The following is a 13178-nucleotide window of genomic DNA, read 5'->3' on the forward strand; positions in this document are numbered from 1 at the left end:
CACCCAATCGCCGACCGCGACAATCATTCACCTCGCGTATGCGGGCCCATCGGTTCAGTCCTTGTGTTTCCTGGCTCGCTTGTCGGACTTCTCGAACGCTTCTTCCAGCGCCCGGTTGATCGTGCGCAACACCTTGACCCGGGCCCAGCGCTTGTCGTTGGCCTCGACCAGGGTCCACGGGGCGATTTCGGTGCTGGTGCGGTCGACCATGTCGCCCACAGCGGCGCGATAGGTGTCCCACTTGTCGCGGTTGCGCCAGTCGTCTTCGGTGATCTTGAAGCGCTTGAACGGGATTTCTTCGCGCGCCTGGAAGCGCTCCATCTGCGTGTCCTTGTCGATCGCCAGCCAGAACTTGACCACGATCACCCCGGCGTCGGCCAGTTGCTCCTCGAAGTCATTGATCTCGCCATAGGCACGCATCCAGTCGGCGGTGCTGCAAAAACCCTCGACCCGCTCCACCAGCACCCGGCCGTACCATGAGCGGTCGAACACGGTGAATTTCCCCCGCGCCGGAATATGCCGCCAGAACCGCCACAGATACGGCTGCGCCCGCTCCTCTTCGGTCGGCGCGGCAATCGGCACGATGTTGTACTGACGTGGATCGAGCGCCGCCGCCACCCGGCGAATCGAACCGCCCTTGCCCGCCGCATCGTTACCTTCGAACACTGCCACCAGCGCATGCCGGCGCATGCGTTTGTCACGCATCAGGCCGGACAGCCGCGCCTGCTCGGTAATCAATTGTTCTTCGTAGTCTTTCTTCTCCAGACGCTGGGTCAGGTCGAGGCTGTCGAGCAGGTTCAACTGGTCGACGGAAGTCCCCAGCGGGGCAGCGTTGACTTCATGGGGATGCACATCGGGACGCTTCAAGGCGTTTTGCAGACCTTCGAGCAGAATCTTGCCGACCGTCAGGCTGCGGTAGTACGGGTCGCCCCCCTCGATGACATGCCACGACGCGTAATCACGACTGGTGCGGCGCAACACGCGCTCGCCGTATTTGACGAACTTGTCGTAGGTCTGCGACTGCTGCCAGTCCAGCGGGCTGATGCGCCAGCTGTGCAGCGGGTCATCGGCCAGGGCCTTGAGTCGCGCCTTCATCTGTTTCTTGGACAGGTGGAACCAGAACTTGAAGATCAGCGCACCTTCATCGCAGAACATCTTTTCCATGCGCTCGGCGCCGGCAATCGCCTGATCCAGTCGCGGGTCCTTGAACAGACCGTGCACCCGGCCCTGCAGCATCTGGCTGTACCAGTTGCCGAAGAAAATCCCCATCCGCCCCTTGGCCGGCAGCATCCGCCAGTAACGCCAGGCCGGTGGTCGCGCCAGCTCTTCGTCGGTCTGCTGATCGAAGGTGCGCACTTCGATCAGGCGCGGGTCCATCCATTCGTTGAGCAGCTTCACCGTCTCGCCCTTGCCGGCGCCTTCGATGCCGTTGATCAAAATGATCACCGGAAAACGCTTTTGCTGCTGCAACTCGAACTGGGCTTCAAGCAAGGCTTCACGCAGGGCGGGCACGGCGGCTTCGTAGGTGTCTTTGTCGACGGCGTGACCGATTTCAGCGGATTCGAACATGGGACGGCTCCTTCCAGGATTCAGCAAGACTAGCGGATTGGGCACAGGCGCAGCACAGAAATTCCCGCGGGTGGCGGATTGTCCTTGAGTGATCGGCGGCAAGGCTTGCCATGGATCAAGCGCCGCCTGCGTGATCGGCTAGAATGGCCGCCTTGCCGCTGCCGAGCCTGCCATGAAACCTGTAATGCCCCACGCCCAACTCGACTGGGATGACCAGGGACGCCCGCGTTCGCGAGTGTTCGACGATGTGTATTTTTCCGACCAGTCGGGGCTGGATGAAACCCGCTACGTGTTCCTCGAACAGAACCGTCTGGCCGAGCGTTTTGCCGCACTGCCGGCGAATGGGCGCCTGGTGATCGGTGAAACCGGCTTCGGCACCGGGCTGAATTTTCTCTGCGCCTGGCAGTTGTTCGAACAACACGCGGTGGCCGGTGCGCGGCTGCACTTTGTCAGTGTCGAAAAATTTCCGTTGAGCCCCGTCGATCTGCAACGGGCGCTGGCGTTGTGGCCCGACCTGCAGCCGTTCTCCAATCAGCTTCTCAAGCACTACGTCGCCATCCATCAAGGCTTTCAGCGCATTGTGCTGGATAACGGTCGGGTGACCCTGACGCTGTTGATCGGTGACGCGCTGGAGCAGTTGCCGCAACTGGACGGGCAGATCGACGCGTGGTTTCTCGACGGTTTTGCGCCAGCGAAAAACCCCGAGATGTGGACCGCCGAACTGTTCGCCGAACTGGCGCGGCTGGCGGCACCCGGCTCGACCATCAGCACCTTTACCAGCACCGGTTGGGTGCGCCGCCTGCTCAACGCCGCCGGCTTCAAGATGAAACGCACGCCGGGCATCGGCCACAAATGGGAAATCCTGCGCGGTGAGTTTCTCGGCTGGCCCGAGGGCGTTGCGCCTCCCGCAGCGGAAAAACCCTGGTTCGCCCGCCCTGCTCCGGTCGCGGGAGAACGTCATGCCCTGGTGATCGGTGCCGGCCTGGCGGGTTGCGCCACGGCGGCCAGCCTCGCGGCAAGGGGTTGGCAGGTCAGCCTGCTGGAACGACATGACGCGGTGGCGCAGGAAGCCTCAGGCAACCCCCAAGGCGTGCTGTATCTGAAACTGTCCGCCCATGGCACGGCACTGTCGCAGTTGATCGTCAGCGGTTTCGGCTACACCCGGCGCCTGCTGGAAAACCTGCAACGCGGTACCGACTGGGACGGCTGCGGCGTGCTGCAACTGGCGTTCAATGAAAAGGAACGCGAGCGTCAGGCGCAACTGGCGGCCGCGTTTCCCGAAGACCTGCTGCAATGGCTCGATCAGCCCCAAGCGCAGGCCCGCGCCGGGATCGGTCTGGCCCACGGCGGTTTGTATTATCCCGAGGGCGGCTGGGTGCATCCGCCGGCGTTGTGTCAGGCGCAAGCCGCAAGGCCGGGCATCACGCTGCTGTTCCATCGGGAAGCCGTGGAACTGCGCAAGTTCGACGGCCAGTGGCAAGCCTTCGACGGTGAAAAACGGCTCGCAACAGCCCCCGTCGTGGTGCTGGCCGGCGCCGCCGACATCAAGCGTTTCCCCCAGAGCGCCGACCTGCCTCTCAAGCGCATTCGCGGGCAGATCACTCGCCTGGCGCAGACCGCGCCTAGCCAGGCGCTGGCCACCGTGGTGTGCGCCGAAGGCTATGTCGCACCGGCACGCCTGGGCGAACACACGCTCGGTGCCAGTTTCGATTTCAACAACCACGACCTGACCCCGAGCACCGCCGAACACCTGGGCAATCTGGCGATGCTCGAAGAGATCTCCACGGATCTGGTCACGCGCCTGCACATCAGCGAACTCGACGCCGACAGCCTTCAGGGCCGGGCAGCCTTCCGTTGCACCAGCCCCGATTACCTGCCGATCGTCGGCCCGCTCGCCGATCGCGAAGCCTTCGACCAGGCCTACGCGGCACTGGGCAAGGACGCCCGGCAGGTCCCGGATGTCGCCTGCCCGTGGCTGGAGGGTTTGTACGTCAACAGCGGCCATGGCTCACGCGGATTGATCACCGCCCCCCTATCGGGTGAACTGCTGGCCGCCTGGCTGGACAACGAACCCTTGCCGCTGCCCGGCAGCGTGGCGCAAGCCTGTCATCCAAATCGCTTTGCCCTGCGCCGTCTGATTCGGGGCAAATGACGATCGGTCAGCCACCCTGCGTCAGGCAACACGCTGGCTCCTCTCTCGATCAGTTTTCAGCCGATGCTTGGTCGAGTGGTGGGGCAAGCGCTTTGCCGGACGTTGAGGGACCATCTATCCAGCCAATCCACTTATAACTGATCGTTCTAAAACTCCCACATCCCAGCCGGGTCAGTTTCTGGGTACCGGCCATTTCGGCACGGTGCAGCGACACCCTCCCCAACGGAAAAACCGGTAAGGACTTTATGTGCGGATTAGCTGGCGAGTTACGTTTTGATCAACAACCTGCAGACCTTGCAGCCATCGAGCGAATCACCCATCACCTGGCGCCTCGCGGCCCCGACGCGTGGGGCTTCCATGCCCAGGGGCCGATAGCCCTGGGTCATCGACGCCTGAAAATCATGGACCTGTCGGACGGTTCGGCGCAGCCGATGATCGACAGCCAACTGGGTCTGTCCCTGGCCTTCAACGGGGCGATTTACAACTTCCCGGAACTGCGCGCCGAACTTGAAGCGCTGGGTTACGCGTTTTATTCCGGCGGCGACACCGAAGTGCTGCTCAAGGGTTATCACGCCTGGGGCGAAGCGCTGCTGCCGAAACTCAACGGCATGTTTGCCTTTGCCATCTGGGAGCGTGATGCCCAGCGCCTGTTCATCGCCCGTGACCGTCTCGGCGTCAAGCCGCTGTACCTGTCGCGCACCGGCCAGCGTTTGCGTTTTGCCTCGGCCTTGCCGGCGCTGCTCAAGGGCGGTGACATCAACCCGATCCTCGATCCGGTGGCGCTCAACCATTACCTGAACTTCCACGCCGTGGTGCCCGCGCCGCGCACCCTGCTGGCGGGCATCGAAAAACTGCCGCCAGCGAGCTGGATGCGCATTGAAGCGGACGGCACCACCGAGCAGAAAACCTGGTGGACGCTGCCCTACGGCCCTCACGACGACGAGAAAAACCTGACCCTGGAAGACTGGCGCGACCGCGTGCTCGACAGCACTCGCGAAGCCGTGGCGATCCGTCAACGGGCGGCGGTGGATGTCGGCGTGCTGCTGTCCGGCGGTGTCGATTCGAGCATGCTGGTGGGCCTGCTGCGCGAAGTCGGCGTGGAGAACCTGTCGACCTTTTCCATCGGCTTCCAGGATGCCGGCGGCGAGCGCGGCGACGAATTCCAGTATTCCGACCTGATCGCCAGGCACTACGGCACTCAGCACCATCAACTGCGCATTGATGAAAAAGAGATCATCGAGCAACTGCCCGCCGCCTTCCGCGCCATGAGCGAACCGATGGTCAGCCACGACTGCATCGCTTTCTATCTGTTGTCCCGCGAAGTGGCCAAGCACTGCAAAGTGGTGCAGAGCGGCCAGGGTGCCGACGAGTTGTTCGCCGGTTATCACTGGTATCCGCAAGTCGATGGCGCGGCCGATCCGTATGCGGCCTATCGCCAAGCGTTTTTCGACCGCAGCTACGACGATTACGCCGCCACGGTGCAGCCGAAATGGCTGACTGCCAATGACGCTGCCGGCGACTTCGTGAAGGAACATTTCGCACAGCCCGGCGCCGATGCCGCGGTCGACAAGGCCCTGCGTCTGGACAGCACGGTGATGCTGGTGGACGACCCGGTCAAACGCGTCGACAACATGACCATGGCCTGGGGCCTGGAGGCGCGCACACCGTTTCTCGACTATCGACTGGTGGAATTGTCGGCCCGCATTCCGGGCCGGTTCAAACTGCCGGACGGCGGCAAGCAGGTGTTGAAAGAAGCCGCGCGACAGGTCATCCCAAGCGAAGTGATCGACCGCAAGAAAGGTTACTTCCCGGTGCCGGGCCTCAAGCATCTGCAGGGCGATACGCTGAGCTGGGTCCGCGAACTGCTGCTCGATCCGAGTCAGGATCGCGGCCTGTTCAACCCGGCGATGCTCGACAAGCTACTCACTGATCCACAAGGTCAACTGACGCCTCTGCGCGGTTCCAAACTGTGGCAACTGGCAGCCCTGAACCTGTGGCTCAGCGAACAAGGAATCTGATCGATGAAACCTCACGCCACGGCTTACAGCCAACGCCTGCTGCGCGGTCAGACGCCGTCCTATGAGCGCTTGCAGGCGCGTCTGGCCGAAGACGGCAGCGAGCCTGCCGCCAAGCCGATTGCGGTGCATTGCGGTTGGGGCCGGTTGCTGATCGGCCACACGTTTCCCGATCCGGCGAGTCTCGCCCGGGAGTTGCTCAATGAACAACCGGGCGAGCGCGACATCGCCTTGTACGTCGCCGCGCCGCAGCAGATTCTCGGCCTGGAACCGACCCAACTGTTTCTCGACCCGTCCGACACCCTGCGCCTGTGGTTCAGCGATTACCGTCAGGCCACCCGCGTGTTTCGTGGCTTTCGCATTCGTCGTGCGCAAAGTGACGCAGACTGGCAGGCGATCAATCAGCTGTATCAGGCGCGCGGCATGTTGCCGATCGACGCCACCCTGCTCACCCCGCACCATCAGGGCGGTCCGGTGTACTGGCTGGCGGAAGACGACGACAGCGGCGCGGTGATCGGCAGCGTCATGGGCCTCAATCACCAGAAGGCCTACAACGACCCGGAAAACGGCAGCAGTTTGTGGTGCCTGGCGGTCGATCCGCAGTGTTCGCGTCCCGGTGTCGGCGAAGTGCTGGTACGGCATCTGATTGAACACTTCATGAGTCGCGGCCTGAGCTACCTCGATCTGTCGGTGCTGCATGACAATCGGCAGGCAAAAAACCTCTACGCCAAACTCGGTTTTCGCAACCTGCCGACGTTCGCCATCAAGCGCAAGAACGGCATCAACCAGCCATTGTTTCTCGGGCCCGGGCCGGAGGCGCAGTTCAACCCTTATGCGCGGATCATCGTCGAGGAGGCCCATCGACGCGGCATCGACGTGCAAGTGGATGACGCCGATGCCGGGCTGTTCACCCTCAGTCACGGCGGGCGCCGGGTCCGTTGCCGCGAATCCCTGAGCGACCTGACCAGCGCCATCAGCATGAACCTGTGCCAGGACAAAAGCCTGACCCACAAAGTGTTGAAAGCCGCCGGGTTGAATGTGCCGTCGCAGCAGTTGGCAGGGAATGCGGACGACAATCTGGCGTTCCTCGATGAACACCACAGAGTGGTGGTCAAACCGCTGGATGGCGAACAGGGTCAGGGCGTAGCGGTAGACCTGCAGAGCATCGAGGAGGTGCAGCAGGCCATCGAAGCGGCCAGGCAATTCGACACTCGCGTGCTGCTCGAAAGCTTCCACCAAGGCTTCGACCTGCGGATTCTGGTGATCGGTTTCGAGGTAGTGGCGGCGGCGATCCGTCGACCGGCGGAGGTGGTCGGCGACGGCCATCATTCTATTGGCGCACTGATCGAAGCCCAGAGCCGGCGCCGGCAAGCGGCCACCAGCGGGGAAAGCAAGATTCCGCTGGATAACGAAACCCAACGCACCCTGCACGCGGCCGGTTACGACTACAGCAGCATACTGCCGGCCGGTGAGCATCTGTTCGTGCGGCGCACGGCCAACCTGCACACCGGCGGCACGCTGGAAGACGTCACGGCGATTCTGCATCCGACCTTGGCCGAGGCCGCCGTGCGTGCGGCCAGGGCGCTGGAGATCCCGATGGTCGGCCTCGACCTGATGGTGCCGGCGGCGGATCAACCCGCATACGTGTTCATCGAAGCCAACGAGCGAGCGGGTCTGGCCAATCATGAGCCGCAACCGACGGCCGAGCGGTTCGTCGATCTGCTGTTTCCGCACAGTCAGCCGGCCGTTTGATCTCTCTTCGGCGTCATTCCCGCGTTGAACGCGCGAATGACGCCCCGCAACAGGAGTTTCCATGACCACCCAAATTCCCCAACCGGATCTGAATTACCTGCAGAAAGTCCTGCTGGAAATGCTCGCCATTCCAAGCCCCACCGGGTTCACCGACACCATCGTGCGTTACGTCGCCGAGCGTCTGGAAGAACTCGGCATCCCCTTCGAAATGACCCGTCGCGGCACGATCCGCGCCACCCTCAAGGGCAAGAAAAACAGCCCCGATCGCGCAGTGTCGGCGCATCTGGACACGATCGGCGCCGCTGTGCGCGCGGTGAAAGACAACGGCCGACTGACCCTCGCCCCGGTCGGCTGCTGGTCGAGCCGATTCGCCGAGGGCAGCCGCGTCAGCCTGTTCACCGACAATGGCGTGATTCGCGGCAGCGTGTTGCCGTTGATGGCGTCCGGGCATGCCTTCAACACCGCCGTGGACGAGATGCCGATCAGCTGGGATCACGTCGAACTGCGTCTGGACGCCTACTGCGCAACCCGCGCCGACTGCGATTCGCTGGGCATCAGCGTCGGCGATGTGGTGGCCTTCGACCCGCTGCCGGAGTTCACCGAAAGCGGCCACATCAGCGCCCGGCATCTGGACGACAAGGCCGGCGTCGCCGCGTTGCTGGCAGCGCTGAAAGCCATCGTCGACAGCGGTCAGGAGCTGATGATCGACTGCCATCCGCTGTTCACCATCACCGAAGAAACCGGCAGCGGCGCGGCGGCGGCCCTGCCGTGGGATGTCAGCGAATTCGTCGGCATCGACATCGCTCCGGTCGCACCCGGCCAGCACTCCAGCGAACATGCCGTGAGCGTGGCGATGCAGGATTCCGGCGGGCCGTACGACTATCACCTGTCGCGGCACCTGTTGCGTCTGGCGGGTGAGCACGAACTGCCGGTGCGCCGCGACCTGTTTCGCTATTACTTCAGCGATGCCCACTCGGCGGTCACCGCCGGTCACGACATCCGCACCGCCCTGCTCGCCTTCGGCTGCGACGCCACCCACGGTTACGAGCGCACGCACATCGACAGCCTGGCCGCACTCAGTCGCTTGCTGGGGGCGTACATTCTGAGTCCGCCGGTGTTCGCCAGTGACGCACAACCGGCCACCGGGTCACTGGACCGCTTCAGTCATCAGATCGAACACGAGACGCAGATGGAGAGCGACACCCGTGTACCGTCGGTGGACAGCCTGGTGGGGCAACGCTCGGACAGTTGAGTCTGGCCCTCGGCGGTCATTCGCCGTAGCATCCCGACATTGATTTAGCCGAGGTGCCCATGCTGATTCCCTACGATGCGCTCGAAGTCGACACGCTCACCCGCCTGATCGAGGATTTCGTCACCCGCGACGGTACCGACAACGGTGACGACACCCCGCTGGAAACCCGCGTGCTGCGGGTTCGCCAGGCATTGACCAAGGGTCAGGCGCTGATTGTCTTCGATCCGGAAAGCGAGCAATGCCAGTTGATGCTCAAGCACGACGTACCCAAGCACCTGTTCGACTGAAAACGGTCAGCGGCCCTTGCCGCTGGCCTGTTTGCGCTGGATCCGTTCGTAGACCTCGGCGCGATGCACGCCGATCTGCTCCGGCGCTTCGACGCCGAACCGCACGCTGGATCCGTTGACCGCCAGAACGCGCAGAGTGATGTTGTCGCCGATGGAAATCAGTTCCCCGACAACACGGCTGAGTACAAGCATGGGAGGTGTCCTTCAAGGTTTGCGAGCCTTGAAGATGCGCGGCTTTCGACCGCCCTACAATGCATGCCGGGCAATTCAGTCATTCCCTACGCGCCAAGTCGCGCCAGCCTTCAGACATTTCCTTCACGCCTGCGAGATTCAGCTCGCGGAAAACCGTGGCCCGAACAGAATCACGCTTGCCCCGATCACGCACAGCGCCACACCGATCCAGTCCGAACCCAGCGGACGGATGCGCTCGACCACTGCCAGCCAGCCAATCGAAGCAATGATGTAGATGCCACCGTAAGCGGCGTAGGCGCGACCGGCGTAGGTCGCTTCGATGCGCGTCAACAGCAGCGCAAACAGGGTCAGGCTGATCAGCGCCGGGATCACCCACAACGCGCTCTTGCCCTGGCGCAACCACATCCAGAACGCGAAACAGCCGGCGATTTCGAACAACGCGGCCAGGAAAAACCACAGGTAGTTGAGCATGCAAGGCATCTCGTCAGGGTGACTGTTGCGGCCACCCTAACGATGCGGCGAACCCCGGGCAAGTTCAGCCGTTGTTCTGTCTGGCCTTGGCGCGCATCTTTTCGGCCATCGCGGTCATTTCGTTGTACAGCAGCTGCGGATTCTTCTGTTTGAGCGCCCAGGCCATGCGTCCTTGTTCGTGGGGCAGGATCATGAACTCGCCGGCCGCGACCTGCCTGTAGATGTAGTCGGCAATATCGCTGGCAGTGATCGGCGAACTTTCCAGCAACTTGCCGACCTGGGCTTTCATCGCCGGCGTAGGCCCACGGAAAGAATCCAGCAGATTGGTCTGGAAGAACGACGGGCAGACCACATGCACCCCGACTTCCTGCTGGGCCAGTTCGATCAACAGGCTTTCCGACAGTGCCACCACCCCGGCCTTGGCTACGTTGTAGTTGCTCATCGCGGGGCCCTGCATCAGCGCGGCCATCGAGGCGATGTTGATGATCTTGCCCTTGCTCTGTTCCAGCAGCGGCAGAAACGCCTTGCAACCCTTGACCACGCCCATCAGGTTGATCGCGATCTGCCAGTCCCAGTCCTCCAGCGACAACTCGCTGAAGAACCCGCCCGACGCCACACCGGCGTTGTTGACGATGATGTCGATGCCGCCAAGTTTCACTTCGCAGGCCTGGGCGAACGCCGTTAGCTGGCTGTAATCGCGCACGTCGCAGCGCTGGATGAAGCCGTCGCCGCCGGCCTCGCGAACGAGTTTCAGGGTCTCTTGCAAACCGGGCTCGCTGACGTCGGACAAGGCCAGTTGCCAGCCTTCACGCGCCCAGCGCAGCGCGATTTCGCGACCCAGGCCAGAGCCCGCGCCAGTGATCATCATGCGATTTTGCATAGCAGACAGCCTTGTTGTTCCGGGGAAGATGCGCGGAGTGTAGCGAAGGATCCCCAGCGACCCACGCTCCATCAGATTGCTGAATGGCGAGGGCAAACCGCGACAACAAACGAAATAAGCACGCGAGCCAAATACCTTAAAAAAACATTGAATTTTCTTTCTTGCGCACCAGTCGGAATTTGTAAGCCGGCTGGATTTAATTCAACTTCCAGTTGCCCTTGAACACCAAGACATCTCAGACACTATCAACAAGGAATTCGACATGGGCACAATTCTTATCATTATCCTGATCCTGTTGCTGATCGGTGGTCTGCCGGTCTTCCCGCACTCCAGAAGTTGGGGTTATGGCCCGTCGGGCATTATCGGTGTCGTGCTGGTAGTCCTGTTGGTGTTGTTGTTACTGGGTCGGATATGACGGTTTGACCGACAAAAAAAAGAGGCCTTTCAAAAGGCCTCTTTTTTATTGTGCCGACTGATCAGTCCGGCTTGCCGTTAACCACACCGGCGGTATTGTCGATCAGGCTCTTGGTCGCCGTTTGCAGGAACGCTTCGAGCTTGAGTTTCAGCTCGGCTGTGCGCGGTGCATCCGGTACCACTTCGGCGTGCGGGTTGGCGCCCAGTTCGTACTGATAGATCTTCGGTGCCATTTCCTTCTCTTTCGGCAGCACCAGGATCTGGTCGGCGGTGACGATGGCAGTGGTCTGCTCGCTGCCCGACGGCTTGATCACACCGAAACCGGTGTCACCCTGCGGCAGGTTCAGCAGATCGCGGCCCCAGCACTGATGGCGCACTTCGCCACCGAGGCGACCCATGATGGTTGGCACGATGTCGATTTGCGTGCCCACGGTGTGGTCACGGGTACCGAATTTTTCCTGGATGCCCGGTGCGATCATCAGCATCGGCACGTTGAAGCGGCCCAGGTCCATTTCAGTGATCTGACGTTCGTTGCCGAAACCGTGGTCGCCGACGATGACGAACAGGGTTTCCTTGAAGTACGGCTCCTTGCGGGCCTTCTCGAAGAACTGGCCCAACGCCCAGTCCGAATAACGCATGGCGGTCAGGTGCTCGTTGAGCGGGCCACGATCCGTGACGCGCTCGACCGGCAACGGCGTCGGCAAGGCGTAAGGCGTATGGTTGGACAGGGTCTGCAGCAGCGCGTAGAACGGCTTGCCGTTTTCCCGCGCCTTGAGCTCCACCAGGCCACGGTCGAACATGTCCTGGTCGGACACGCCCCAGGTCGGATCGGAGAACACCGGGTTGACGAAATCGTTGCGGCCAACGAAGTTGGTCATGCCCTGGTTGCTGAAGAACCCGGACTGGTTGTCCCAGGCGAAGTCACCGTTATAGACGTACACGTCGTCATAGTTGCGGGCGCTGAGCAACTGCGGCAGACCGGACAGTTTGTGGCTGCCTTCCGGGGTCTGCATCAGGTATTCGAAACCCGGCAGGTTCGGGAAGCAGGCCATGGTGGCGAACATGCCCTGGTGGGTATGGGTGCCGTTGGAGAAGAAGCGGTCGAACAGCAGGCCTTCCTTCGACAGCTTGTCGAGGTACGGCGTGATGTTGCCCGGCGCGCCCAGAGCACCGACCGAGTGACCGGCCATGCTTTCCATCAGGATCACGACGACGTTCTTGATCGGCAGGGTCTTGTCGGCAGGTGGTGTGTATTCACGACGCACGGCGGCAATATCGGCATCGACCAGTTTGTCGTCCGGCATCACCAGCATCTCGCGCACCACTTTCTGCGCCTGATCCTGCGGCAGCGTGGCTTTCCAGATGTTGTCGCGATCCTCGCCCATGCGATCCTTGGCCGCCGCGATCAGCGACAGCGTGCCGTTGAGGCCGAGCTGGTTGGCGAAGTTCGATTCGGTGGTGTACACGTCACCCCAACGCAGCGGCGGGCCTTGGCGCAGGGTGCCGCGAGCGGCCACCACACAGACCAGCAGGCACACCACGAACACCGTCAGACGCGCATACCATGGCGCCACTTGACGGGTGCCGACATTGCCACCGCTGAACGGGCCACGCGGACGGGTCAGACGGTCGGCGCCCTTGAACGCCAGAGTCAGGATCAGCGTGCCCACGGCCCACGCCAGCAGGTAACGCACCACCGGGAAACCGTACCAGAGCATGCTCATCACGGTTTTCGGGTCTTCCTTCACATACTGGAACACCAGGCCGTTGAGGCGCTGGTGGAACTCGCGATAGAAGTCCATCTCCATCAGGCCGAGGAACAGCGCGACGCTCGAAGCGACGGTCAGCCACAGACGGAAGAACCCGCGCGCCGCCATGGCCCGGGCACTGAACAGCGCCAGCACCAGCGGAGTGCAGACATACACCACCAGACGCACATCGAAGCGCAGGCCGTTGGCGAAGGCTTCGAGGAAGGTCGAGGCCGGGGTGTCGAGGATCATCTCGCGGTTGTAGACCAGCAGCGCGAGGCGCAGCACGGAAAACATCACCATCATGACCAGCGCGCACAGGAGCGTGTAGGCCAGATGCGATTTGACGGTCGGTTGCAGCAGGCGACTGGAAGATCGCTGCTGACTCAGGGCGTCCGGGTTTGCCATGTCGTTTTAGGACCCATTGGAAGTTGAAGTTGCAAAAA

The 13178-nt window shown here is 62.3% G+C and carries 11 protein-coding genes; 6 read left to right on the plus strand and 5 right to left on the minus strand.

Translation table 11 applies throughout. The annotated features are described in order from the left end of the window. Positions 1–54: 54 nt before the first annotated feature. Positions 55–1569 (minus strand): polyphosphate:AMP phosphotransferase, encoded by a 1515-nt coding sequence (pap, locus tag ACKJSM_RS08320; protein ID WP_410237202.1) that lies wholly within the window; start codon positions 1567–1569, stop codon positions 55–57. 172 nt (positions 1570–1741) lie between these two features. On the opposite strand from pap, the gene mnmC reads away from it, so the two are divergent. The 5 genes from mnmC (at position 1742) to ACKJSM_RS08345 (ending at position 9027) form a co-directional block, all read left to right on the plus strand. Further along, a complete protein-coding gene (gene mnmC / locus ACKJSM_RS08325; protein WP_410237203.1) occupies positions 1742–3721 on the plus strand; it encodes a bifunctional tRNA (5-methylaminomethyl-2-thiouridine)(34)-methyltransferase MnmD/FAD-dependent 5-carboxymethylaminomethyl-2-thiouridine(34) oxidoreductase MnmC in 1980 nt (659 codons plus the stop codon). Positions 3722–3966: 245 nt separating this feature from the next. Then, on the plus strand, positions 3967–5739 hold the full coding sequence (locus tag ACKJSM_RS08330; protein WP_410237204.1) for an N-acetylglutaminylglutamine amidotransferase: 1773 nt from the start codon (positions 3967–3969) through the stop codon (positions 5737–5739). 3 nt (positions 5740–5742) lie between these two features. Further along, positions 5743–7488 carry an N-acetylglutaminylglutamine synthetase gene (gene ngg, locus ACKJSM_RS08335; protein WP_410237205.1) on the plus strand — a complete coding sequence of 582 codons (1746 nt, stop codon included), beginning with the start codon at positions 5743–5745 and terminating at the stop codon, positions 7486–7488. A 61-nt stretch (positions 7489–7549) separates the two neighbouring features. Beyond that, a complete protein-coding gene (locus ACKJSM_RS08340; RefSeq protein ID WP_236177992.1) occupies positions 7550–8740 on the plus strand; it encodes an osmoprotectant NAGGN system M42 family peptidase in 1191 nt (396 codons plus the stop codon). Between the two features lie 59 nt (positions 8741–8799). Next, positions 8800–9027, plus strand: coding sequence for a YheU family protein (locus ACKJSM_RS08345; protein WP_003192759.1), 228 nt, complete (start codon positions 8800–8802; stop codon positions 9025–9027). Between the two features lie 6 nt (positions 9028–9033). Here the strand turns inward: ACKJSM_RS08345 and csrA are convergent, their stop codons facing one another. The 3 genes from csrA to ACKJSM_RS08360 form a co-directional block, all read right to left on the minus strand. Continuing rightward, the gene (csrA, locus tag ACKJSM_RS08350; RefSeq protein ID WP_039770603.1) at positions 9034–9219 is read right to left on the minus strand and encodes a carbon storage regulator CsrA; all 186 of its coding nucleotides are present in this window, start codon (positions 9217–9219) and stop codon (positions 9034–9036) included. A gap of 138 nt (positions 9220–9357) precedes the next feature. After that, positions 9358–9690 (minus strand): YnfA family protein, encoded by a 333-nt coding sequence (locus ACKJSM_RS08355; protein WP_230732721.1) that lies wholly within the window; start codon positions 9688–9690, stop codon positions 9358–9360. A 64-nt stretch (positions 9691–9754) separates the two neighbouring features. After that, positions 9755–10570, minus strand: a complete 816-nt coding sequence (locus ACKJSM_RS08360) for an SDR family oxidoreductase (protein WP_236177991.1) — start codon at positions 10568–10570, stop codon at positions 9755–9757. A 262-nt stretch (positions 10571–10832) separates the two neighbouring features. Here ACKJSM_RS08360 and ACKJSM_RS08365 point away from each other — a divergent pair, with 262 nt between their 5' ends. After that, a complete protein-coding gene (locus ACKJSM_RS08365) occupies positions 10833–10985 on the plus strand; it encodes a DUF3309 family protein (protein WP_003226960.1) in 153 nt (50 codons plus the stop codon). Between the two features lie 61 nt (positions 10986–11046). Here the strand turns inward: ACKJSM_RS08365 and ACKJSM_RS08370 are convergent, their stop codons facing one another. Beyond that, positions 11047–13140, minus strand: coding sequence for an LTA synthase family protein (locus ACKJSM_RS08370; protein ID WP_410237206.1), 2094 nt, complete (start codon positions 13138–13140; stop codon positions 11047–11049). Positions 13141–13178 lie beyond the last annotated feature (38 nt).

The organism is Pseudomonas sp. PHC1 (assembly GCF_046487845.1).
GTDB classification, from domain to species: domain Bacteria; phylum Pseudomonadota; class Gammaproteobacteria; order Pseudomonadales; family Pseudomonadaceae; genus Aquipseudomonas; species Aquipseudomonas sputi.